Origin of the sequence: Comamonas testosteroni (assembly GCF_000761245.1) — a bacterium.
Classification (GTDB): Bacteria; Pseudomonadota; Gammaproteobacteria; order Burkholderiales; family Burkholderiaceae_C; genus Comamonas; species Comamonas testosteroni_C.
This window is the reverse complement of record NZ_AWOR01000001.1, coordinates 80717-105030: the sequence shown is the minus strand read 5'-3', so window position 1 is coordinate 105030 and position 24314 is coordinate 80717. Positions and strand designations below refer to the sequence as shown.

The window sequence follows — 24314 nt, the reverse complement described above, 5'->3', positions numbered from 1 at the left end:
GCATGACCTGTAACGATTTCAAATACAAATTGATTTGAAACGTATATGTATCAAGCGTAAACAGCTCTCATTTTTACCATCCCTCTTTAGACCGCGCCACAGCGGCAAAGGCCTTGCCCTGTGGCACTCAACGCCAAAGAGGCAAAAGAGGCGAACGAGGCGAGGCGCCTCGGGGCGCTCAGCTCAGCGTGACACGCGCAAACTTGCGCTTGCCCACCTGCAGCACAAAGGTGCCGGCATCCAGCTTGAGCGCGCGGTCGCTGATGACGTTGCCGTCAACGCGCACACCTCCGCCATCGATCAGACGGTTGGCTTCGCCGGTCGATGCAGCCAGATTGGCCTGCTTGACCAGCGCACCGATGCCCAGCGGAGCGCCGGGCAGGCTGATTTCAGGGATGTCGTCGGGGATGCCGCCCTTGGAGCGGTTGATGAAATCCTGCTCGGCCGCATCGGCGGCTTCGGCGCTGTGGAAGCGCGCGGTGATCTCCTTGGCCAGCGCCACCTTGGCATGCTTGGGATTGCCGCCGGCCTCGATCTCGGCCTTGAGCGCGGCGATCTCGGCCAGGCTCTTGAAGGACAGCAGGGTGTACCAGTCCCACATCAGCTCGTCCGAGATCGACAGCACCTTGGCGAACATGGTGTTGGCGTCCTCGGTGATGCCGATGTAGTTGTTCTTGGACTTGGACATCTTGTGCACGCCGTCCAGGCCCACCAGCAGCGGCATGGTGAGCACACACTGCTGCTCTTGACCATACTCTGCCTGCAGATGCCTACCCATCATCAGATTGAACTTCTGATCGGTGCCGCCCAGCTCCAGATCGGACTTGAGCGCCACCGAGTCATAGCCCTGCAGCAGCGGATAGAGAAACTCGTGCAGGCTGATGGAGCTGCCGTCGGTAAAGCGCGTATGGAAGTCGTTGCGCTCCATCATGCGCGCCACCGTGTACTTGGCCGACAGCTGGATCATGCCGCGCGCGCCCAGCTGGTCGCACCACTCGCTGTTGTAGCGCACCTCGGTCCTGGCCGGGTCCAGCACCTTGGCGGCCTGGGTGTAGTAGGTCTCGGCGTTGAGCTTGATCTGCTCGGCCGTCAGCGGCGGGCGTGTGGAGTTGCGGCCCGAAGGGTCGCCGATCAGCGTGGTGAAGTCGCCGATCAGGAAAATCACCTGGTGACCCAGATCCTGCAGCTGGCGCATCTTGTTGAGCACCACGGTATGGCCCAGGTGAATGTCGGGAGCTGTCGGATCCAGACCCAGCTTGATGCGCAGGGGCACGCCGGTGGCTTCGGACCTGGCCAGTTTCTGGACCCACTCGTCCTTGGGCAGCAGCTCATCGACTCCACGCAGAGTGACTTCCAGCGCCTGGTTCACTCTGTCGGTCACGGGAAAACTTGTAACAGCAGATTGATTCATAAGGGTTTTTCGGCAGGCGAGGTAGGACGCGGCCGATATACTTGGAGGTTTGGTGTTACGGTCAATTCTAGACTGCTCCCTCATAAAGACCTCTTTGGATGGACTTATGGCACGGTAGAGCTGCTGGAGACGTGTCAGTCGTAACAAATACCAACTCCACCGACACGCTTTCCCAAGGATTTGATGTTTTGATGACTGGCTTGAAAAATGCCGGCGGTGCTCTGCTTGCGCGGTTGACATCGGCTCTGCAAAAACACCCCAAGCGCGCCACGGCGGCGCTGGCGACGGTTTTGCTGACCGGTGGCAGCGGCGCCTTCGCAGTGGCCAGCCTGGGCCCCGACCCCGCCGACCTCCCCGTACGCACACTGACCGAACCCGTCACCTCCCTGGCCGCCGGCCAGGATCTGGCCGATCTGACGGATCTGCAGTCTTTCTCCCTCTATCGCTCCGAATACACCCGCAGCAACGACACCACCGAGTCGCTGCTGCAGCGCCTTGGCATTGCCGACCCGCAGGCCGCAGCCTTCATGCGCAGCAACGAAGCCGTGCGCCAGAACGTGCTGGGCCGCGCCGGCCGACTGGTGTCAGCGCAGACCACGCCCGACCAGCAGCTGAGTCAGCTGACCGTGCGCTGGGCCCCCAGCGAAGACGGCAGCTTTCAGCGCCTGACCGTGGAACGCGTGGACGGCAAGCTGCAGTCCAAGATCGAGACCGGCAAGCTCACGGCCAGCCCCCGCCTCGCCGGTGGCGTGATTCGCTCCTCCTTCTTTGCCGCCACGGATGCCTCCGACATTCCCGACAGTGTCTCCATGCAGATGGCCGACATCTTCCAGGGCGAGCTGGACTTCCGCCGCGGCCTGCGCAAGGGCGACCGCTTTGCCGTGGTCTATGAATCGCTGGAAGCCGATGGCGAGCCGCTGCGTGCCGGCCGCGTGCTGAGCACCGAGTTCTACAACAATGGCAAGTCGCATCAGGCCATGTGGTTCCAGGAAGCCGGCAAGAAAGGCGCCTACTACACGCTGGACGGCAAGAGCCTGCGCCAGGCCTATCTGAACTACCCCGTGGAGTTCTCGCGCATCAGCAGCGGTTTTTCCATGCGCGTGCACCCCATCCAGAAAACCTGGCGCGCTCATCTGGGCACCGACTTTGCAGCCCCCACGGGCACCAAGGTGCGCACCGTGGGCGACGGCGTCGTGTCCTTTGCCGGCGTACAAAACGGCTACGGCAATGTGATCTTTGTCGATCACGCCAACCAGCACACCACCGTGTATGCCCACCTGAGCCGCGTCGACGTCAAGCGCGGTCAACGCGTGGACCAGGGCGACATCATCGGCGCCGTGGGCTCCACGGGCTGGGCCACCGGCCCTCACCTGCACTTCGAGTTCCGCGACAAGGGCGAGCAGCGCGACCCGCTGACCATTGCCCAGATCACCGACGCCGCCCAGCCCATCTCCAAGGCCGCCCGCCCGGCCTTCGAGCAGCAGGCCGCGCAGATGCGCATCGAACTCAACGCCGGCACGCAGTCGTATGCCTTGGCCAGCGCGCGCTGATCCACCGCGCAAGACAACCTGAGGGCTGCAAATTGCAGCCCTTTTTCATTTGCCGCATCAGGATCGTTTGCAGCGACCGCCAGGAAAGCCGCAAACGCTACAGCTAAGATAGTAAACCGCACGCCAACCCTCTGATCTGCCATGCCCAATGCCATTGAACAAGCCGCTCAAAGCTCCCTCTATATCGGCCTGATGTCCGGTACATCGCTGGACGGCGTCGACGGGGTTCTCGTGGACTTCAGCCAGGCAACGCGAGTGCTGCAACATGCCAGCTGCGGCTTCGACGCGGCCTTGCGCACCGAGTTGCTGGCCCTGAACACCGCTGGCGGCCAGGACGAGCTCCATCGCGCCGCCCTGGCCGCCAACGCACTGGTGCGCCACTATGCACAGGTGGTGCAGCAACTGCTGACCGCAGCCGGCATCGAGGCCGGGCAGATCGCAGCCATTGGCGCCCATGGCCAGACCGTGCGCCACCGTCCGCAGATGTTCGATGGCACGGGCTATACGCTGCAGCTCAACAGTCCCGCCCTGCTGGCCGAGCTGACCGGCATCACCGTCGTCGCCGACCTGCGCAGCCGCGATGTGGCAGCAGGTGGCCAGGGCGCGCCGCTGGTGCCGGCATTTCATCAAAGCGTGTTCGGCAAGCCCGGGGAAACAGCCCTGGTGCTCAATATCGGCGGCATTGCCAATCTCAGCGTGCTGGGTGCCGACGGCTCGGTGCTGGGCTTCGATACCGGCACCGGCAATGCGCTGATGGACGGCTGGTGCCTGGAGCATACCGGCAAGAGCTATGACGAGAGCGGCCGGTGGGCCGCCAGCGGCAAGGTCCTGCCCGAGCTGCTGGCCGCCATGCTGGGCGATCCCTATCTGGCCCAGCAGCCGCCCAAGAGCACGGGGCGCGATCTGTTTCATGCCGGCTGGCTGGAGCGGCATCTGCAGCAACATGCGGCGCAGGCCGCCGCGGTCGATGTGCAGGCGACCCTGGCCGAATTCACGGCCGCCAGCTGCGCCCATGCCGTGCAGTGTTTCGGCAGGGGCGGCACCGAACTGCTGGTCTGCGGCGGCGGCGCACTGAACACCTATCTGATGCAACGCCTGGCCGCGCTGCTGCCCGGTGTGAAAGTAGCCTCCACGGCAGAGCGCGGCCTGCCCCCGCTTGAAGTGGAGGCCGCCGCCTTTGCCTGGCTGGCACGCCAATGCCTGCTGGGCCTGCCCGGCAATCTGGCCAGCGTGACGGGCGCCAGCGGCCCGCGCATTCTGGGCGCCATCCACCCCGCCTGAGACTGATAGCCGGCTGCCCTCCCGCCTGCAGGTTCAGGCCGCTACTGCGGCATCCGCCTGCAGTCTGTGCTGCACAGCCGGCAGATCGGGCAAGCCGAAGTGACCGCGCAGCGTGCTGCTCTGGTAGTCGCTGCGGAACAGCCCGCGCTTGCGCAAAATGGGCACGACCTCGCTGGCAAACAGCTCCAGCTGCTGCGTGATGACCGGTGGCATCACATTGAAGCCATCGGCGGCGCCCGTGCGGAACCAGTCTTCAATCGTGTCCGCCACCTGCTCGGGCGTACCGGCAATCGCCAGATGCCCGCGCGCGCCTGCCAGTCGCTTGAGCAGCTGACGCAGCGTGAGCCCGTCGCGCAGCGTGGTCTCCACATAGCCTATGACGCGACTCCTGGAAGCCTCGACCAGCGCGGGGTCCGGAAAGTCGTCGCGCGTGAGCCGACGGTCCAGCGGCAGACTGCTGAAATCATGTCCGCCAAACCGTGCCGACAGGCGCCCCAGTCCCACTTCGATGCTGGTCAGGCTGTCGAGCTCCTCCCACACCTGACGGGCTTCGTACTCCGTCGATCCAATCGCGGCGCTGATGCCCGGCAGGATCACGATGCCCTCGGCACTGCGCCCCAGCGCCTTCGCCTGTCCCTTGATGTCGGCATAGAAGCCTTGCGCCGACTCCTTGCTGCCATGCGCCGTGAATATGGCCTCGGCCCATTGCGCGGCAAAGGCCCGGCCGGTTTCGGACTGCCCGGCCTGCACCAGCACCGGACGGCCCTGGGGACTGCCCGGCACATTCAGCGGTCCGCGCGTACGGATATGCGTGCCCGCATAGTTGACGGGGCGTACCTGGCCGATGTCCAGGTACTGGCCCGATTCGGCATCGTCCACCACCGCACCGCCCGGAAAGCTGCGCCACAGCGCATCCACTGCGGCCACGAATTCTTCGGCGATGCGGTAGCGCTCGGCATGCTCGACGTTGTGCTGCAGTCCGTAGTTTTCGCCGGCCCTGGGCAGCCAGGAAGTCACGATATTCCAGCCAGCCCGGCCCCTGGAGAGATGGTCCAGCGTGGCGAACTGACGCGCCAGCGTATAGGGCAGGCTGTAGGTGGTGGACGCCGTGCCGATCAGCCCGATGCGCTCGGTATGCTGCGCCAGTGCAGCCAGCAGCAGCAGCGGCTCCAGCTGGCCTGAAGAGGCCATCTGCCCGCTGTCGGGCCCGACCAGCCCGTCGGCCAGAAACACGGCATCGAACTTGGCGGCCTCGGCGATGCGGGCCGCATCCACATAGAGCTCAAGATCAGTCAGGGCCTTGCGATGGGCTCCGGGGTGACGCCAGGCACCTTCGTGGTGGCCGCGCGTCATCAGAAACAGGTTCAGGTGTAGTTGTCTTGTCATGGCAGGGCTTCTTTCAGGCAAATTCGGTTTCCACACCCAGACTGCGCAGCAAGATCGCGCGCAGCTGCATGAAAGCGGGGTGATCGGGGCGCCGCGGATGGGCCAGATCCAGCGCATGGTCTTCGGCGATCTTTCCGTTCCTGAGCACCAGAATCCGGTCTGCCAGCAGCAGGGATTCGTCCACATCGTGGGTCACCAGAATCACCGTCGGACGTATGCGCTCCACCATGCGCCTCAGCAGACCCTGCATGCGCAGGCGGGTCAGCGCATCCAGGGCGCCAAAAGGCTCGTCGGCCAGCAGCACATGGGGCTCGCGCAGCAAGGAGCGAGCCAGTGCCGCGCGCTGCTTTTGACCGCCCGACAAGCTGGCGGGCCAGGCCGCGGCCTTGTCTGCCAGCCCCACCTCGCGCAGCAACTGAGCTGCGGCAGGCCGGGCAGCCTGTGCGTCCAGCCCCAGCGTCAGGTTGTCCAGCACCGTGAGCCAGGGCAGCAGGCGCGAGTCCTGGAACAGCACGCTGACATTTCCGTGGGCCAGCGCCACTCCCGAACTCCAGGCCTCGACATCGAGGCCGGCCAGGGCTCGCAACAGCGTGGTCTTGCCCGAGCCCGACTCCCCCAGCAATGCCACGAACTGCCCGGGTGCGATATCGAGCTGGATGTCATCGAGCACCTGCCTGCCTTGGAAGCTGCGGCTGAAGCCGTGCAGTTGCACGGAACCGGTCAATGATGGATTGCTCATGATCCCAGCGACCTCCGGTAGGAGAGCACGCGAGCCTCAAGGCGCCGCACAGCGGCGTCCGACAGCAGACCCAGCAGCGCGTAGATCAGGATGCCCACCACGATCACATCGGTCTGCCCCCAGTCGCGCGCACGGTTCATCAGATAGCCGATGCCGGTCTGCGTGTTGATCAGCTCCAGCACCACCAGCGCCGTCCAGCACAGCGAGACCGCCATGCGCAGGCCCACAAAAAAGCCCGGCAAGGCACCCGGCAGCGCCACCTTGCGGATGAATTCGGCACGCGACAGTCCCAGCGTCTGCGCCAGCTCCACATGGCCGATGTCTATGCTGCGCAGCGCTGCATGGGTGTTGATGTAGATGGGAATCAGCACTGCGGTGAAGATGAGGAAGACTTTCATCGCCTCGCCTATGCCCAGCCAGATGATGGCCAGCGGAATCAACGCCAGCGTGGGCACGGCCCGCTTGATCTGCACCAGACCGTCGATCAAGGCCTCGCCGCTGCGGCTCAGTCCGGCGGCCAGCGCCAGCAGCACCCCCACCACAATGCCCAGAAACAGCCCCGTGTAGGCGCGCCCAGCTGAAGCCAGCAGATGCGGCAGCAGGCTTCCATCAAGGGCCATTTCATAGCCTGTGCGCAATGCCTGCGACGGCGCGGTCAGCGTCTCGGGCGAGAGATACCCCAGGCGCGATGCAGCCTCCCACAACAGCAGCAGCAGGGCCGGCCCGGCCAGCAGCATGCCCGGCGACAGGCGGGCCGGCACCAGCGCCGGGGCTTTGCGGTGTGGCGCGGCAAGCGGCGATCCGGCCTGAGACTGCCAGCCGGCCAAGCGCGCTTCCAGAGGAATCGGTGTCATCACGGCAGCTCCTCAGCGATTGGCGACGATCACGCCGTCATAGCTCGCCACAAAGGAGTCCCTGGCATCCAGACGTCGGGGCAGACTGCCTGCACTGTGCAGGATGTCGATGAGCTTTTGATGATGAGGCTGGGCCTGTGCAGCGGTCTGGAACTCCAGCGGAGCCTGCGCCGCCTGTATGGCCGCCGCGCTCTCGACATCGAGACGCTGGAAATTGCGCAGGTAATGCTGCTCCCATTCCTTGCGATGGGTATTGCTCCAGCGCCCTGCACGCACGAAGGAGCCCAGGAATTCGCGGATGGCCTCGGCCTTTTGCGGATCGGCCAGCACCTCCGGACGGGCATAGATATAGGAAGTGGAAGGCAGCAGCTGACGCTCCAGGGGATCGGGCACCACACGCGCACCGACCTGCCTGGACAGCCGCGTGACATGCGGCTCGGCAATGGTGGCGACATCCACGGCACGGGTGCGCAAGGCATCGTTGAGTTCGGCCACGCGCAGATGCACCAGCGTGACATCCTTGAGCGTCAGGCCCGCCCGGTTCAGCGCCTCGATCAGAAAAACCTGACGACCCGAGCCCTCCACATAGCTCACGCGCTTGCCGCGCAGATCACTCAGGCGCTCCACCCCCGCGCCGGCATGCTGGAGCAAGCGATATTCCGCTCTGGCTCGGGTGAAGGTCGCGATGATGGGCAGGTTCACGCCTGCGGCCCGCGCCTGTATGGGAGGCGTATCTCCCACATAGGCCATGTCCAGTGCCCCGGCGCGGATGGCCTCGAAAATGGCCGGACCGCCGGCAAAATTGGGCAGCTCCAGCTGAAAACCGGTCTTCTTGCGTTCGCCGCTGGCATCCAGCAGATGGCGAATCAGCTCGCTCTGGTCAGCGACAACCAGCCTGGTCCTGGCGTCTGCCGCAGCATGCGCAGCACCGGCTGCGCCCATGGCAGCCACTGCCAACACCGAAGGCCCTGCCAGCAGGAATCGACGCTTGTCCACTTCCATCTCCCATGTATGCAATGGGACGGATGCTAGGGAGCAGTCGGCAGATCAAAAAATATTGATTTCAAATTTGGAAACAACCAACTCATCCGAGCACCGGAGTCAGCTCACCGGCCTCGCATGAATTTCACTGTGCTGCCAAGTACTTAAGACTGCACGAGTTGATTTCCGCAACCCGCAAGGCGCGCAACAAGCTTTGATTCAGCAATATGCTCATGAAATCAATGTTGTTGAAGCCCGGGGAAATCGGCGCCCGCCCGGGCTCTGTCCATCAAGGCACAGGCCATCGGCAGGCCTGCCGCTCGCAATGCAAAAAGCAGCCCGACCCACCAGTAGCCGGACTGCTTTTCGCATCTTGGATGTCCTGCCCGGCCGGCTCCATCGAGCCAGGCCGGGTTAGATCGGCGCATGAACGCTCAGTGACCGCCGACGTAGATGAACTTGAACAGGAACAGGGCAGCAATCACCCACATGATCCAGTGCACCTCCTTGACCTTGCCCGTGCACAGCTTGAGTACGGCATAGGTGATGAAGCCGAAGGCCAGACCGTTGGCGATGGAGTAGGTGAAAGGCATCATCAGCGCGGTGACGACTGCCGGTATGGCTTCGGTGGTTTCATCCCACTGCACTTCCGTCAGGTCACGCAGCATCAGGCAGGCCACGAACAGCAAAGCAGGCGCAGTGGCATAGCCGGGCACCACACCGGCCAGCGGCGCGATGAACAGGCAGGCCAGGAACAGCATGGCAACCGTGAGAGCCGTCAGACCGGTACGACCGCCAGCCTGCACACCGGCAGCGCTCTCCACATAGGCGGTGGTGCTGGAGGTACCCAGGATGGAGCCCACGAAAATCGCGCCCGAATCGGCCAGCAGCGAGCGGTTGAAACGCCCCATGCGCTCAGGCACCAGCAGGCCGGCGCGACGCGCCACGCCCATCAGCGTGCCGGTGGCATCAAACAGCTCCACCAGGAAGAACACCAGCACCACATTGAGGAAGCCCGTGGTCAGCGCCGTCTTGATGTCGAGCTTCATGAAGGTGGGCTCGATGGAGGGAGGTACCGAGAAGATGCCGTGGAAGGTATTGCCGCCGAAGAAGAACGAGGCCACCGTCACGGCCAGGATGCCGATCAGCAATGCGCCCGGCACCTTGAGACGATCAAGTATCACAATCAGCAAAAAGCCCAGCAGCGCCATGATGACCTCGGGCTTGTGCAGATCGCCCAGCGTCACATAGGTATTTTGGTCAGCGGCAACCACACCGGCGGTCTTGAGCGCAATCAGCGCCAGGAAAAGACCCAGACCCACGGTGATGGACACACGTATGGACTGCGGTATGCCCTTGATGATGAGCTCACGCAGGCCCAGCATCGTGCAGATCAGGAACAGACATCCCGAGACGAACACCGCCCCCAGGGCCGCCTCCCACGTATAGCCCATCTTGAGCACCACCACGTAGGCAAAATAGGCGTTCAGCCCCATGCCCGGCGCCAGCGCGATCGGGTAGTTGGCATACAGCGCCATGATGGTCGAGCCCAGCGCTGCGATCAGGCAGGTGGCGACAAAGACCGAGCCTTTTGGCATGCCCGCATCCCCCAGAATGGAGGGGTTGACGAACATGATGTAGGCCATTGAAAGAAAGGTCGTCAGTCCTGCGACCAGTTCGGTGCGCACATTGGTGTTGTGCTCCCTGAGTTTGAATATCCGCTCTGTCCAGTTCATTGCATAGTCTCCGTGTTGTTTTGCATGCGAGGCGCAACGCGAGGAACGCGCCCGGTCCTGCGCCGCCAAATGAGCGGCGCAGCACATGGCCTTGCCCCGCGGCAAACAGCCATGACTCAAATGGCTGCCGCCCCGCAAGGCGACAACACCTGTGAGGAAAAACTAGCCAGTGTGCCCTTGAACGGCTTCCACTGCGCGCAGGATGGCTTCTGACGTGGCAGGTGCCTGCAGTGGAGGGTTCATCCGGTGCTCGCCGGCGGCCGACACCGCATCGCGAATCGCGAAGAACACCGAGAACGGCAGCAGCAGCGGCGGCTCGCCCACGGCCTTGCTGCGGTGGATGGAGTCTTCATAGTTGTCACCCTCGAACAGGCGCACATTGAAGACCGGCGGGCAGTCATTGGCAGTAGGAATCTTGTAGGTGCTGGGCGCATGGGTCGTGAGCTTTCCGGTTTGCGGATGCCACACCAGCTCCTCGGTGGTCAGCCAGCCCATGCCCTGGATGAAGGCGCCCTCCACCTGGCCCACATCGACGGCCGGGTTCAGCGAGCGGCCCACGTCATGCAGCACATCAGCGCGCAACAGCTTCCATTCGCCCGTCAGCGTATCGATGACCACTTCGCTGACGGCCGCGCCATAGGCAAAGTAGAAGAAGGGGTGGCCCTTCATGCGCTTGCCATCCCAGTGCAGGCCGGGCGTCGCATAGAAGCCATCCGACCACAGCTGCACACGCTGCAGATAGGCAGCGCGCACCAGCTCGGCAAACGGCACATTCTGGCCATTGACCTGCACCGCATTGTTGGCAAAGCGCACGTCATGGGCATCGCCGCCATGCAGGCGCGCGGCGCATTCGGCCAGGCGCTCGCGCAGCTGACGTGCGGCATCCTGTGCGGCCTTGCCGTTGAGGTCGGCCCCCGTCGAAGCCGCCGTGGCCGAGGTGTTGGCCACCTTGCTGGTATCGGTGGCCGTCACACGCACATTCTCGAAGGCCACGCCCAGCTCATGCGCCACCACCTGAGCCACCTTGGTGTTCAGGCCCTGGCCCATTTCGGTGCCGCCATGGTTCACGAGAATCGAGCCATCGGTATAGATATGGACCAGTGCGCCGGCCTGATTGAAGTGGGCCACATTGAAGGAGATGCCGAACTTCAGCGGCGTCAGCGCCAGGCCGCGCTTGAGCACGGCACTGGTGGCGTTGAAGGCATTCACGGCCGCACGGCGCGCACGGTAGTCGCTGGACTCCTCCAGCTCGGCCACCAGCTCGTGAATCACGTTATCGGTCACGACCTGCTCGTAGGGTGTGATGTTGCGCTCGCCCTTGCCGTAGAAGTTGACGCGCCGCACATCGAGCGGATCGCGCCCCAGGCTGCGGGCCACCGTATCCAGAATGTTCTCGATGGCAATCGCGCCCTGAGGTCCGCCAAAGCCACGGAAAGCCGTATTGCTCTGGGTGTTGGTCTTGCCCATATAGCCATGCATGAGCACATCGGGCAGCCAGTAGGTATTGTCGAAATGGCACAGCGCACGCGTCATCACCGGCGCCGACAGATCGGCAGAGTGACCGGAGCGCGAGACCATGGAGATCTCGGCTCCCAGCACGCGGCCTTCATCGTCATAGCCCACGTCGTACTCATACCAGAAGCAGTGACGGCGACCGGTGATCATGAAGTCGTCGTCGCGGTCCAGGCGCAGCTTGACCGGCTTTTGCAGCCGGGTGGCCGCCACGGCAGCCACACAGGCGAACAGCGCCGACTGCGACTCCTTGCCGCCGAAGCCGCCGCCCATGCGCCGGCATTCCACATGCACGCTGTGCGAAGCCACGCCCAGGGCATGCGCCACCAGATGCTGCATCTCGCTGGGATGCTGGGTGGAGCAATGAATATGCACAGCCCCGTCTTCCTTGGGCGTGGCGTAGCTGATCTGCCCTTCCAGATAGAACTGCTCCTGCCCGCCCACATCGAAGGAGCCCTTGAGGCGGTGCGGCGCGGCATCCATGGCGGCGCGCGCGCCGCCTTCGCGGGTGCTGCGCTCCAGGTGCATGGGCGGCATCACATACTGCCCCAGCTCATGGGCCCGGCGCGGCGTCAGCACGGGCGCCAGCTCACTGATGGTGGCGGCCGCCTTGGCCAAGGCGGCCGCACGCCGCGCCGCATCGCGCGAGCGGGCAATCACGGCAAACAGGGGCTGGCCTACGTAGCGGATCTCGCCATCGCAGAGGATGGGGTCGTCATGAATGATGGAGCCGCAGTCGTTGACGCCGGGAATATCTGCCGCCGTGATCACGTCCACCACTTCGGGCATGGCGCGCACGGCCTCCAGCGCCAGCGCCGTCAAACGGCCGTGGGCCACGGGAGAGAGACCCAGTGCGCAATGCAGCGTGCCTTCCAGCTCGGGCAGGTCGTCGATATAGGCGGCTTCGCCGGCCACATGCAGGTGTGCGGACTCATGCTTGCGGCTGACACCCACGCGCGCGCCCTGATCATGGGCCTTGGCCTCGGTCACTTCGTCAATGCGATAGGCCTGATTCTTGCGGTAATCGGCAAAGGCTTCGGCCACCAGTTCATTCGTCAATTCAAGGGGGTGGTTCATTTCAGACTCCTTGCTCCACGGCGGCGGGAACGACATGGGGCATCACGCTCCAGACACTGGTCGCATCAGTGCCCTGCGGCTGATCGGCGCGCGTTTCCAGCCACAGGCGCTGGATCAGGTTCTGCGCCACCTTGAGGCGGTAATCGGCGCTGGCGCGCATATCGCTCATGGGCTTGAAATCCTGAGCCAGCGCGGCCTGAGCAGCCTTCACGTTTTCAAGGCTCCAGGGCTTGCCCAGCAGGGCCGCTTCGGCTGCCGCCGCTCTTCTGACCGTGGCGGCCATGCCGCCAAAAGCCAGCCTGATGGATTGCACGATCTCGCCATCGAGCTCGATGGCAAAGCCGGCGCACAGGGCCGAGATATCGCAGTCGAAGCGCTTGCTGATCTTGTAGCCGCGCACCTGGCGCTGCATGGCCGCCAGCGGCACCGCCAGGGCCTGCACGAACTCGCCCGCCTCCAGCTGGTTCTTCATATAGTCCAGATAGAAATCCGTCAGCGGCATGCGGCGCACACGCTCGCCCTTGCGCAGCTCGATCTGGGCATCCAGCGCCATCAGCACCGGCGGCGAATCGCCGATCGGCGAGCCGTTGGCCACATTGCCGCCCATGGTCCCCGCGTGGCGGATGGGTGTGGAGGCAAAGCGCAGCCAGACATCGGTCAGGCTGGGCCAGCGCTGCACCAGCGCACTCCAGGCCGATTCCAGCGAAGCCCCGGCGCCGATATACAGCTCGCCGCCCTCGGCGTCGGGCCGCACTTCGATGCGCTTCATCTCGGCCACGTCGCCGACGTAAATCATGTCGCCCAGGTCGCGGAACTGCTTGTTGACCCAGAGCCCCACATCGGTGGAGCCTGCCACGATGCGCGCCTTGGGCTTGGCCTCGCACAGGCTGGCCAGATCTGCCAGCGTGCGCGGAGCGTGGAAGAAGTCAGTGCGCAGGCCCTGGGGCGCCGCATAGTTCAGCCCTGCATTGCCGGCCTGCAGGCCTTGCAGTGCAGCCACCACGGGCGCCGTGTCCAGACGCACCGCAGGCAGATCGAACATGCGCTGGCCGGCATCGAGAATCGGGCGGTAGCCCGTGCAGCGGCACAGATTGCCCGAGAGCTCGTCGGCCAGTTGCTGACGCGTGGGCTCGCTGCCCTGCTGCTGGTGATGCTCATAGGCCGACCACAGCGTCATCACGATGCCGGGCGTGCAGAAGCCGCATTGCGAGCCATGGCACTCCACCATGGCCTGCTGTACCGGATGCAGGCTTTGCGGGCCTGCAGGCTTGCCGGCGCAGGCAGACTTGCCAGCGCACTGGCTCTTGAGGTCTTCCACCGTGAACAAGGCCTTGCCATGCAGGCTGGGCAGGAACTGAATGCAGGCATTGACGGTCTGCAGGCGCAGGCCGTTGATGGCCTCGGTATCGCCGGCTTCGGCCAGCTCGCCGATGACTACCGTGCAGGCACCGCAGTCGCCTTCGTTGCAGCCCTCCTTGGTGCCGGTGCAATGGGCATCCTCGCGCAGCCATTGCAGCACGGAGCGTGTGGGGTGCGGGCCTTGCACTTCCACCACCTCGCCGCGGTGGAAGAAGCGTATCGGTTGAGAGTTCTGACTGGTGCTCATGATCGTGGGACAGGGTGAGATTGAATGCCTGCATGCAAGATGCATTCCAAACGCAGCATTCGTCAAGATCGAAGGCTACGCCTGCATGGGCAGCTTCTCATACAGACGCGCTCATAGGGGCTATGTAGCGCGTCATATATCCGTGACCAAAATCAAGGGTGAACCCGTACAAAACCCGGCTTCCTACGGGTAAGTCCCAGGAGAAGGGAGCATGGCAATGCTCCCCTATCAATAGCTAATAGTGCCTTCTAATCAACGATTTCAGATTGAAAACAATTTGAAATCGTTGATTGACAAGCGCCTCAAGCTATCAAATTTTCAGGCGTCGCCGCCATCCGGAGCCGGGCGCACAGGCTCGTCGGCATCGAGCTGGCTGAACACCAGCGTCGCCGCCAGCGTCATCAGAGCCACCGTCACAAAGGTGGCGCGAATGGCCTGCATGCGCTCGTCGCTGTGCGCCGGCCACATATCGCTGAAGCCTGTCAGCAGGGCTCCGGCCAGTGCCACGCCCATGCTCATGGCCAGCATCTGCACCATGGACAGCAGGCTGTTGCCGCTGCTCGCAGACTCGCCCTCCATATCCTTGAGCGTGACCGAATTCATGGCCGAGAACTGCATGGAGTTGAAGCCGCCGAAGATGAACAGCTGCACCAGCAGCAGCCACACCGGCGTTCCCGGCACCACCAGCCCGAACGAGGCCAGCATCACCGCCAGCATCACCGAGTTGACCTGCAGCACGCGCTTGTAGCCGAAGCGCTGCACCGTGCGCACGGCAATGCGCTTGACCAGCATGCTGCCGGTGACGGTGGCCAGCATCATCAGACCCGCGTTCATGGGCGACATCTTGAGGCCGACCTGCAGCATCAGCGGGATCAGGAACGGAGCGGCGCCGCTGCCGAAACGCGTGAACAGATTGCCCAGCAGGCCCACGCGCAGCGAGCGCACCTTGAACAGGCCCGGCGCAAACAGCGGCTCATCCACGCGCAGCGCATGCATCCAGTAACTGGCCAGACTGGCCAGGCCGAACACCATGAGCACCACCACCAGCGCCATGCCCAGCCCCATGCCGGACAGGCCGTCCAGCGCGATGGAAATGGCCACCATGCCGAAGGCCAGCATGGCGTAGCCCGCGCCGTCAAAGCGGTGCACGGGCACGGGCGCGCTGCGCGGGAACCAGCGCCAGGTCGCCCACAGCCCGATCAGGCCCACGGGCACATTGATCCAGAAGATCCAGTGCCAGCTGGCGTACTCCACCATCCAGCCGCCCAGGGTAGGCCCCAGCAACGGGCCGACCTGGCCGGGAATGGCAATAAAGCTCATGGCGCGAATGAACTCGCCACGCGGATAGGTGCGCAGCACGGCCAGCCGCCCCACGGGCAGCATCATGGCGCCGCCCACGCCCTGCACCACGCGCGCCGCGATCAAAAACGGCAGGCTGGGCGAGAGCGCGCACAGCACCGAGCCCAGCACAAACAGGCCGATCGCCCAGCCGTAGACGCGCCGCGTGCCAAAGCGGTCGGCCACCCAGCCCGTGGCCGGAATCAGCATGGCCGTGGTCAGTGCATAGGCCACGATGACCGACTGCATCTTCATCGGGCTCTCGCCCAGCTCGGTCGCCATGGCCGGCAAGGCCGTGTTGAGAATGGTCGCATCCAGCGACTGCATGAAAAAGCCGATGGCCACCAGCCACAGCAGTCTTTCTTTATGGGGGGCGCTATGGTGCGCGGCGGGCATCTCACCCATGGGCAGCTCCGAAACGAGGCGGCAAGGCAACAAAAAAGCCGCTGACAGGCAGCGGCTTAAGCAATATGCGGGCGCCAGACCAGAGCGGCCGGCGCGCAGACAATCATTCGACTCAGACCGAGAAGCTGGAGCCGCAACCGCAGGTGGTCGAGGCATTGGGGTTCTTGATCACGAACTGAGCGCCTTGCAGGTCTTCCTTGTAGTCGATCTCGGCACCCACCAGATACTGATAGCTCATGGAGTCGATCAGCAGCGAGACACCGTTCTTGGTCATGGTGGTGTCGTCGTCGTTGGTGATCTCGTCGAAGGTGAAACCGTACTGGAAACCGGAGCAGCCACCACCTTGCACAAAAACGCGCAGCTTCAGCTCGGGATTGCCTTCTTCGGCGATCAGGTCGGCCACCTTGGCAGCAGCGCTGTCGGTGAAGACGATGGGGGAAGGCATTTCGGTGGTCGTGGTTTCAGCAACGGCGCTCATGGCAGTACTCCGTAGTTTCTTGATTGCCTGAAATGGTACAGCAAGGGGCTCGGGAATACCGGCCGTATCTCTTTGTCGCCAGAGCAAGTGGGGGCTTTGCGCAAGCGCTGGACAAGGCGTAAGGCGCCCATGAAAAAACCGCCAGGAACTTGCATTCGAGGCGGTTTTTTCGTGAAAAGACTCCGAAGAGTCTTTCCTGCAGGGGAGGCGGATTAACGCTTCGAGAACTGCTTGGCGCGGCGTGCGGAATGCAGACCGACCTTCTTACGTTCGACTTCACGAGCGTCGCGAGTCACGAAGCCGGCTTGGCTCAGTGCAGGCTTCAGAGCTGCGTCATAGTCGATCAGGGCACGGGTGATGCCGTGACGGGTTGCACCGGCTTGACCGGATTCGCCGCCGCCATGGACGTTCACTTGAATGTCGAAAGTCTCCAGGTTCTCAGTCAGAACCAGGGGTTGCTTTGCGATCATGATGGAGGTTTCGCGGCCGAAGTACTGCTGAATGTCTTTGCCATTCACAGTAATCTTGCCGGAGCCCTTCTTCAGGAAAACGCGAGCGACGCTGGACTTGCGACGGCCTGTGCCATTGTTCCAATCACCAATCATCTAGGTCTCCTTAGATTTCCAGAGCCTTAGGCTGCTGTGCGGTATGGGGGTGCTCAGCACCGCCGTAAACCTTCAGCTTCTTGATCATGGCGTAGCCCAGAGGACCCTTGGGCAGCATGCCCTTGACGGCCTTCTCGAGAGCACGGCCAGGGAACTTGGCTTGCAGGTCGCGGAAGTTGGTAGCAGTGATGCCACCGGGGAAACCGGAGTGACGGTAGTACACCTTGTCCAGGTTCTTGGTACCAGTGACCTTGAGCTTGGAGGCGTTGATGATGACGATGTAGTCACCGGTGTCAACGTGAGGTGTGTAAATGGCCTTGTGCTTGCCGCGCAGACGGAGTGCCACTTCGCTGGCGACACGTCCGAGCACCTTATCGGTGGCGTCAATCACAAACCACTCGTGTTGCACCTCAGCGGGCTTTGCGCTGAATGTAGACATGAGTTTTCTCTTTCAAGAAGGTTTGGCGGTCCCTTTTCCGCGGTCGGTGCTTCTTCTTGAAAAAGACAGGTCTTTTAAAGGAAGCCTCTTAGGCGGGGTTACTCGGACCAATTTAAACTTGGCCCAAGCCTTCGCCGCGGGAACCATAAAATCGCTGCGAAGCCCGCCATTATACAAAAACGCCAGAATCTGCGTGTTTTCGTGCAGCAGCCTGTTGTGAAACAGCCCCTAGTGCCTGTTTCTGCCTCTGCACCCAGGCGCCGACAGCCTTTAAAGACCACAGGGTAAAAAGTGCTGTTCCCCTCTTGCCCTGCTGGTTACCATCCATCTCTATGTTCAGTTACCGCCACGCCTTCCATGCAGGCAATCACGCCGATGTGCTCAAGCACACCATTCTGATTGCCACCGTGCAATACCTCACGCAAAAAGAGGCTGCGCTGACGGTGCTCGACACCCACGGCGGCGCCGGCCTGTACCGCCTGGACGGCGACTACGCCAGCAAGAGCGGCGAGGCCGAAGAAGGCGTGCAGCGCCTGGCTGCCGCCAAGGAGGCCGAGCTGGCCCCGGTGCTGCAGGACTATCTGCAGATGGTGCGCAGCTTCAACCAGGGCAATGCCATCCGCAACTACCCCGGCTCGCCCTTCATCTCCCAGGCACTGCTGCGCGGCCATGACCGCCTCAAGGCCTTTGAGCTGCACCCCACGGACATGCGCTCGCTGACCGGCAACATGGCCCAGCTGGAAGCCAGGCGCCAAGTCGCCATCCTGCACGAGGACGGCTTCGAAGGCGTGAAGAAATTCCTGCCTCCGCCCTCGCGCCGCGCATTGCTGCTTTGCGATCCGAGCTACGAATTGAAGACCGACTACGGCCGCGTGCTGGATATGGTGGCGGACGGCCTCAAGCGCTTTCCCACAGGCACTTACGCCGTCTGGTACCCCATCATCCCGCGCCCGGATGCCCATGATCTGCCCAAGCGGCTCAAGACCATGGCCACCAAGTCCGGCAAGAGCTGGCTGCATGCCACGCTCACGGTCAAGAGCAACAAGACCTCCGAGCGCGGCGGCCTGCCCGCCAGCGGCATGTTTCTGATCAACCCGCCGTTCAATCTCAAGGATCAGCTCAAGCCCGCCATGCCGCAGCTGGTCAAGCTGCTGGGTCAGGACAGCAATGCAGGATTCACGCTGGAGTCTGGCGGCTAACTGCGCGGCTGTGGGGCAGCCCTTGCCGGCCCTCTGCAGTCCGGGCGCACCAGCTGCGCAGGCGGCGCGCCGCCTTCAACCAGCAATAATGGTTCAGCGCTTGCGCTTGGCGGTCTGGGAGACCTTGCGCGAAGGCTGATTCGCGGACGCCGCGCGCGTCTTGGCGGCGGCAGCGCCCTGAGTCACACTTTGGTGACGCTTTCGGCTCGACGCATTGAGCGTGGCCGGGCACTCGTCTTCGTCGGCGTCGAGCTGCCACAGCTCCACGGGCTTGATGCCCAGGCCCAGCATGCCAAGCTCCTGGGCCGCGGCCTTGCTCAGGTCGATGACGCGACCGGGCGCGAAGGGGCCGCGGTCATTGATACGCACCACCACGCTCTTGCCGGTCACGGAACTGCGCACGCAAACGCGCGTCCCGAAGGGCAGGGTCTTGTGCGCTGCCGTCATGTCCATGCTGTCAAAGCGCTCGCCGCTGGCCGTCTTGCGGCCGTGGAACTGCTCGCCATACCAGGAGGCCAGGCCCGCCTGGTCGCTTTCACGCGGCGGGCTCAGCTCGTACTTGGTGCTGTCTTCGGGCAGGTCTGCCTTGTCGGCATCCGCAGGCTTGTTGGCCTTGACGCCCAGGCCCTTGTCGCGATAGTTGCTGCGCGCATAGGCGTCGGGCAGCAGGGGGGCGGAGACCGTGGGCTGCGCGCCCTTCTTTCGGGACTGGCTCTGGACGACGGGAGGCTGTTGCTCGGGCTCTTGCGGCAGCGGAGCACAGCCGGCCATGGTCGCAGTGACGACGGCAAGACCTATCCACTGACAACAACGCAAACGCCAAAATTTCGGTTGCACGGGCGCAATCTCCTTGAAAGCTCAAGTGAGAGCCGCCCAAGACCGGCCGCCTCGCGGCCGGCAAGCTTTTGGCTTACAGACCCAGACGGTCGCAGATCTCCAGAGTGGCGACGCTCTGGTTCATCGTATAGAAGTGCAGCCCGGGAGCACCCTGGCTGCGCAACTGCTCGCATAGATGAGTCACGACATCCAGACCGAACGCACGAATGGAAGCGGTGTCATCTCCGAACGCCTGCAGACGCAGACGAATCCAGCGCGGAATCTCGGCACCACATGCATCCGAGAAGCGCATCAGCTGCGTAGAGCTGGTAATTGGCATGATTCCTGGCACGACCGGCACGTCGAGCCCCAGGGCCTTCACCTCATCGACAAAGCGCATGTATGCGTCGGCATTGTAGAAGTATTGCGTGATGGCGGAATCTGCACCAGCGCGCACTTTAGCAACAAATGCGTCCAGATCGCTGCGAGGGGACTTTGCTTGGGGGTGAGTTTCGGGATAAGCGGCCACTTCGATGTGAAACCAGTCGCCGAACTCCTGGCGCACGAATGCCACCAGATCGCTGGCGTACTGGAACTCGCCGCCCAGGCCGTAGCCGCTGGGCAGGTCGCCGCGCAAGGCGACGATGCGCTTGACGCCCATGGCCTTGAGTTCGTTCAGTTCGGCGCGAACTTTTTCATGCGTGGCGCCGATGCAGGAGAAGTGCGAGGCCGCGCCCACGCCCTCGTTCTGGATGTCGCGCACCATGGTGAAGGTGCCGGCCTGGGTGGAGCCGCCCGCGCCATAGGTCACGGAGCAGAACTCGGGCTTGCGCGCATACAGGGCCTGGCGCACGCCCACATGCTTGGCAGCGCCCTCGGGGGTCTTGGTAGGAAAAAACTCGAAGCTGACGGGAAAGCTCATGGCGGTCTATGTCTCTGAATCCTGGATCATGTGCGGGCGTCGAAGGCTCGGCACCCGCCACGCTTTTTTACTCAACGCTCAACGTTCGTTGCGCTTTTTCTGCTTGCTGCGGCCCGGGCCGGGCTGACCGAAGCTGGCCACCTCGGGGTCTTCGTAAAGCTCCTGCTTGGCGCGCTGGGCCTTGATGTCGGCACGCGAAGGGCGCTTGGCGGCCGCCTTGACGGCTGGCCTGGCCGCAGCCGATTCGTCTGCAACAGCCGGGGCCGGAGCCTTGACTTCAGCGCCCTGCTGGGCCCAGACAAAGAATTCGTGATTGCCGTCGCCGCCTTCAATGGACGAGTCCAGCCACTGCTTGACGCTCAGCCCCAGATCGCCGAGGCAGTCGCGAATGCGCTTTTCGACTTCGGCGTACAGGGCCGTGTCGCGCACAATGCCGCCCTTGCCGATCTGGCCGGGCTGCAGCTCGAACTGGGGCTTGACCAGCATCAGCAGCTGACCATGGGGCTTGAGCAACTGCACCACGGCAGGCAGCACCAGGGTCAGCGAGATGAAGGACAGATCGCCGGTCACGAAATCAAAGGCCGGGCTGATGTCGATATTTTCGGTGCCGGGCTTGCGGCGCAGCTCCACCGGAGCCAGACCTTCGGCCCGGGCCTTGGCCTTGGCGGCGCGCTCGGCCTTGAAGCTCTCGACATCCTGCTCCTTGGCATCGTCGCTGTCGTCATAGTCTTCATCGACCTGACCGCCGTTGCGCATCCAGGCATAGGGGGCGACGGGCTGGGTGTCGTTGTCCTCTTCTTCCTCGATGACTTCGCACAGCGCCTCGTCGCAGGCCTTCTCCAGCAGCTCGGGCGTCAGCGCGCGGGCGTTGAAGCCCTCGACGCAGACCACGCGCTCGTCACTTTTCAGGCGCTCGTGCAGCTGGCCGTGCCCCACGTCGATGCCGATGACCTGGGTCGCACCGGCCTGCAGCAGGCAATCGGTGAAGCCGCCCGTGCTCTGACCCACGTCCAGGCAGCGCAAGCCCTTGACGCTGAGGCCAGTCGCGGCCAGCGCGCCCTCGAGCTTGAGCCCGCCGCGCGAGATGTATTTGGCCTCGGCGGCATCCAGCAGCTGCAGCTCGGCACCGGCAGGAATCTCGTCGCCGTTCTTGGCCACTTTCTTCCATGGCGCCAGCGGCGTCAGGCGCCACTCCACACCCGAGGCGATCAGGCGCTGGGCCTGGGAACGGGTGGCAGCATGACCTGCTTCAACCAAAAAAACATCTGCGCGCATAGCGTCGCTTCCTTTGAAATAAACCGGCGCCAGACGCTGCACGGCGTGCAGCGGGCAAATAAATCACATTTTTGATAGCTGCTCGCGCCCGCCTTGATTGAGATTCAGATAGATAACTATCTGAAATCATTACCCAACAAGCGAAAACAGCTATCAAATAAGTCAACACAGTCTCAGTACTGGCTCACACCAAGCAAGTGACAGCGAGCAAGGGCCTGGGCGGCCCCGCCGCCCCGCAGCGAGTGCTGCCCCAGCGAGGCTGTCGTCCCCCTCCCGCATTGCGAAGCAAAGCGAGAGAGGGGCGCCCGGCTAGGGGGAAGCGGCGGGGCCGCTCAGGGGGTGCTTAGTAGCGGTATGTTTCAGGCTTGTAAGGGCCTTCCTTCTTCACGCCGATATAGGCGGCTTGCGCTTCGGTCAGCTCGGTCAGCATGGCGCCCACCTTCTTCAGGTGCAGGCGAGCCACCTTTTCGTCCAGCACCTTGGGCAGCACATAGACCTTGCCCACTTCGTAGGCGTCGGGGCGGGTGAACAGCTCGATCTGCGCCAGGGTCTGGTTGGCGAAGGAGTTGGACATCACAAAGCTGGGGTGACCGGTGGCGCAACCCAGATTCACCAGACGGCCCTTGGCCAGCAGGATGATCTTCTTGCCATCGGGGAAGGTGATGTGGTCAACCTGGGGCTTGATCTCTTCCCACTCGTACTTCTCGATCGATGCGACATCGATTTCGTTGTCGAAGTGACCGATGTTGCAGACGATGGCCTCATCCTTCATCGCGACCATGTGCTCGTGGCGGATGATGTCCTTGTTGCCGGTGGTGGTCACGAAGATGTCGCACTTGTCGGCGGCATATTCCATGGTCACTACACGATAGCCTTCCATGGCGGCCTGCAGGGCGTTGATGGGGTCGATCTCGGTCACCCACACCTGGGCGCGCAGTGCGCTCAGAGCCTGAGCGCAGCCCTTGCCCACATCGCCGTAACCGGCCACCACAGCCACCTTGCCGGCGATCATCACGTCGGTGGCGCGCTTGATGCCGTCCACCAGCGATTCGCGACAGCCGTACAGGTTGTCGAACTTGGACTTGGTCACCGAGTCGTTCACGTTGATCGCGCGGAACAGCAGGCTGCCGTTGGCCGACATTTCGTTCAGACGGTGCACGCCGGTGGTGGTTTCTTCGGTCACGCCCAGGATCTGGGCCGACTTGCGGCTGTACCAGGTGGAGTCCACGGCCAGCTTGGCCTTGATGGCGGCAAAGACGATGCGCTCTTCTTCCGAACCGGGGTTGGCCAGCACGGACAGGTCTTTTTCGGCGCGCTTGCCCAGGTGCATGAGCATGGTGGCATCGCCGCCGTCGTCCAGGATCATGTTGGGGCCTTCGCCCTCGGTGCCAGCGGCGCCGAATTCAAAGATGGAGTGGGTGTAGTTCCAGTAGTCTTCCAGCGACTCGCCCTTGATGGCGTAGACAGGCACGCCGGTTTCGGCGATGGCGGCAGCTGCGTGGTCCTGGGTCGAGAAGATGTTGCACGAAGCCCAGCGCACTTGTGCGCCCAGAGCCGTCAGCGTCTCGATCAGCACGGCCGTCTGGATGGTCATGTGCAGCGAGCCGGTGATGCGCGCGCCCTTGAGGGGCTGGGCAGCGGCGAACTCTTCACGCACAGCCATCAGACCGGGCATTTCGGTTTCGGCGATCCTGATTTCCTTGCGGCCCCAGGCAGCCAGGGAAATATCGGTAATGGCCGAATCAGCGGGGTTGAAGCGCACGGCAGCGTTCATGGTTTTCTCCAAATCTTGAATGAAAAACCACGTTCTGCAGCAGAGGGGGAATAAACCGGCTCACCGCACAGAAAGCGTGGGCGAGCGTCGTTGCGGGATGAAATCCGAGCCTCACGCCCCGCGCAGACCAGCTCATGGCTGGCCGGGGGAACGCTGCAACGCTCCTCGGATGGACGGCGATTATAAAGGAATCAGCCTTCCAGGCCCACCAAGCGATAACCGACTTGCAACTCGGTTACCAGATGCCGGGGCTGGGCCGGATCGAGCTCTAGCTTCTGGCGCAGATTGGCCATGTGCACACGCAGATAGTGGGGGCGGTCCAGATATTCAGCGCCCCATACCTGCAGCAGCAACTGGCGGTGGGTCAGCACCTTGCCATGGCCGGCAATCAGGGCCGCCAGCAGACGAAACTCTATGGGTGTGAGGTGCACGGCCACACCGTCACGCCTGACATCGTGCGCCGCCAGATCCACCACCAGAGCACCGAAACGCGCACAGCTGCCGGGCTTGTCTGACGCCGATGCCTGCTGGCGGCGGCGCAGCATCACGCGCAGCCTGGCCAGCAGCTCGGGCACGCCAAAGGGCTTGGTCAGGTAGTCATCGGCGCCAGCGTCCAGCGCCGCCACCTTTTCTTCTTCCCGCTCGCGCGCGGACAGGATCAGAATGGGCAACTGGCTCCAGCCGCGCAGCTCGGCAATCACGGTCTTGCCATCCGCATCGGGCAGCCCCAGGTCCAGCACCACGGCGTCGGGCTGGCGGCTGGCGGCCTCGATCAGGCCGCGCCTGGCGGTTTCGGACTCGAACACCTGCCAGCCTTCGTCCTCCAGTGCCAGGCGCACAAAGCGGCGGATGCTGGCGTCGTCTTCAATCAGCAAGATGCGGGGTGCGGCGCTTGTCATGTTCGGATTTGCATGTGATGCACGGGATTGT

20 protein-coding genes and 1 riboswitch are annotated in these 24314 nt (G+C 63.4%); of the genes, 3 read left to right on the top strand and 17 right to left on the bottom strand.

The genetic code is table 11. The annotated features are described in order from the left end of the window. Positions 1-178 precede the first annotated feature (178 nt). Positions 179-1411, bottom strand: coding sequence for a tyrosine--tRNA ligase (tyrS, locus tag P353_RS00425; protein ID WP_034364168.1), 1233 nt, complete (start codon positions 1409-1411; stop codon positions 179-181). A gap of 191 nt (positions 1412-1602) precedes the next feature. Between tyrS and P353_RS00420 the strand changes: the two genes are divergently transcribed. Further along, positions 1603-2961, top strand: coding sequence for a M23 family metallopeptidase (locus tag P353_RS00420; RefSeq protein WP_034364166.1), 1359 nt, complete (start codon positions 1603-1605; stop codon positions 2959-2961). Between the two features lie 141 nt (positions 2962-3102). Beyond that, on the top strand, positions 3103-4242 hold the full coding sequence (locus tag P353_RS00415) for an anhydro-N-acetylmuramic acid kinase (RefSeq protein ID WP_052084607.1): 1140 nt from the start codon (positions 3103-3105) through the stop codon (positions 4240-4242). Positions 4243-4275: 33 nt separating this feature from the next. On the opposite strand, the gene P353_RS00410 is transcribed toward P353_RS00415, so the two are convergent. The 11 genes from P353_RS00410 to rplM form a co-directional block, all read right to left on the bottom strand. Continuing rightward, positions 4276-5628, bottom strand: a complete 1353-nt coding sequence (locus P353_RS00410; RefSeq protein ID WP_034364164.1) for an LLM class flavin-dependent oxidoreductase — start codon at positions 5626-5628, stop codon at positions 4276-4278. A gap of 13 nt (positions 5629-5641) precedes the next feature. Further along, a complete protein-coding gene (locus P353_RS00405) occupies positions 5642-6367 on the bottom strand; it encodes an ABC transporter ATP-binding protein (protein WP_034364163.1) in 726 nt (241 codons plus the stop codon). Beyond that, positions 6364-7221, bottom strand: a complete 858-nt coding sequence (locus P353_RS00400; protein WP_034364161.1) for an ABC transporter permease — start codon at positions 7219-7221, stop codon at positions 6364-6366. Before P353_RS00400 ends, P353_RS00405 begins: the two co-directional genes overlap by 4 nt. A 12-nt stretch (positions 7222-7233) precedes the next feature. After that, positions 7234-8223: an ABC transporter substrate-binding protein gene (locus P353_RS00395; RefSeq protein WP_034364159.1), complete on the bottom strand. Its 990-nt coding sequence runs from the start codon at positions 8221-8223 to the stop codon at positions 7234-7236. A 413-nt stretch (positions 8224-8636) separates the two neighbouring features. Beyond that, entirely contained in the window at positions 8637-9938 is a 1302-nt protein-coding gene (locus tag P353_RS00390; protein WP_034364157.1) for an NCS2 family permease, read from the bottom strand. 162 nt (positions 9939-10100) lie between these two features. Continuing rightward, on the bottom strand, positions 10101-12527 hold the full coding sequence (xdhB, locus tag P353_RS00385; protein ID WP_034364155.1) for a xanthine dehydrogenase molybdopterin binding subunit: 2427 nt from the start codon (positions 12525-12527) through the stop codon (positions 10101-10103). Position 12528: 1 nt separating this feature from the next. Next, positions 12529-14133: a xanthine dehydrogenase small subunit gene (xdhA, locus tag P353_RS00380; protein ID WP_034364153.1), complete on the bottom strand. Its 1605-nt coding sequence runs from the start codon at positions 14131-14133 to the stop codon at positions 12529-12531. Positions 14134-14451: 318 nt separating this feature from the next. Next, a complete protein-coding gene (gene mdtD, locus P353_RS00375) occupies positions 14452-16032 on the bottom strand; it encodes a multidrug transporter subunit MdtD (protein ID WP_269799944.1) in 1581 nt (526 codons plus the stop codon). After that, positions 15989-16354: an iron-sulfur cluster insertion protein ErpA gene (erpA, locus tag P353_RS00370; protein ID WP_034364149.1), complete on the bottom strand. Its 366-nt coding sequence runs from the start codon at positions 16352-16354 to the stop codon at positions 15989-15991. Before erpA ends, mdtD begins: the two co-directional genes overlap by 44 nt. Positions 16355-16566: 212 nt before the next feature. Continuing rightward, positions 16567-16959, bottom strand: a complete 393-nt coding sequence (rpsI, locus tag P353_RS00365; RefSeq protein WP_003059002.1) for a 30S ribosomal protein S9 — start codon at positions 16957-16959, stop codon at positions 16567-16569. A gap of 10 nt (positions 16960-16969) precedes the next feature. Continuing rightward, positions 16970-17398, bottom strand: coding sequence for a 50S ribosomal protein L13 (gene rplM / locus P353_RS00360; protein ID WP_003059004.1), 429 nt, complete (start codon positions 17396-17398; stop codon positions 16970-16972). A 332-nt stretch (positions 17399-17730) separates the two neighbouring features. On the opposite strand from rplM, the gene P353_RS00355 reads away from it, so the two are divergent. Further along, positions 17731-18597 (top strand): 23S rRNA (adenine(2030)-N(6))-methyltransferase RlmJ, encoded by an 867-nt coding sequence (locus P353_RS00355; protein WP_034364147.1) that lies wholly within the window; start codon positions 17731-17733, stop codon positions 18595-18597. A gap of 93 nt (positions 18598-18690) precedes the next feature. Here P353_RS00355 and P353_RS00350 read toward each other — a convergent pair whose 3' ends face one another. The 5 genes from P353_RS00350 to P353_RS00330 form a co-directional block, all read right to left on the bottom strand. Further along, a complete protein-coding gene (locus P353_RS00350) occupies positions 18691-19368 on the bottom strand; it encodes a septal ring lytic transglycosylase RlpA family protein (protein WP_034364145.1) in 678 nt (225 codons plus the stop codon). A 139-nt stretch (positions 19369-19507) separates the two neighbouring features. After that, on the bottom strand, positions 19508-20335 hold the full coding sequence (gene metF / locus P353_RS00345) for a methylenetetrahydrofolate reductase [NAD(P)H] (RefSeq protein ID WP_034364143.1): 828 nt from the start codon (positions 20333-20335) through the stop codon (positions 19508-19510). Between the two features lie 78 nt (positions 20336-20413). Continuing rightward, positions 20414-21610, bottom strand: a complete 1197-nt coding sequence (locus tag P353_RS00340; RefSeq protein WP_034364141.1) for a TlyA family RNA methyltransferase — start codon at positions 21608-21610, stop codon at positions 20414-20416. 343 nt (positions 21611-21953) lie between these two features. Next, complete coding sequence (gene ahcY / locus P353_RS00335; protein WP_034364139.1) at positions 21954-23384, bottom strand: adenosylhomocysteinase; 1431 nt, start codon at positions 23382-23384, stop codon at positions 21954-21956. 75 nt (positions 23385-23459) lie between these two features. Then, positions 23460-23557: riboswitch (S-adenosyl-L-homocysteine riboswitch) on the bottom strand. A gap of 18 nt (positions 23558-23575) precedes the next feature. Then, a complete protein-coding gene (locus P353_RS00330) occupies positions 23576-24283 on the bottom strand; it encodes a response regulator (protein ID WP_034364138.1) in 708 nt (235 codons plus the stop codon). Positions 24284-24314 lie beyond the last annotated feature (31 nt).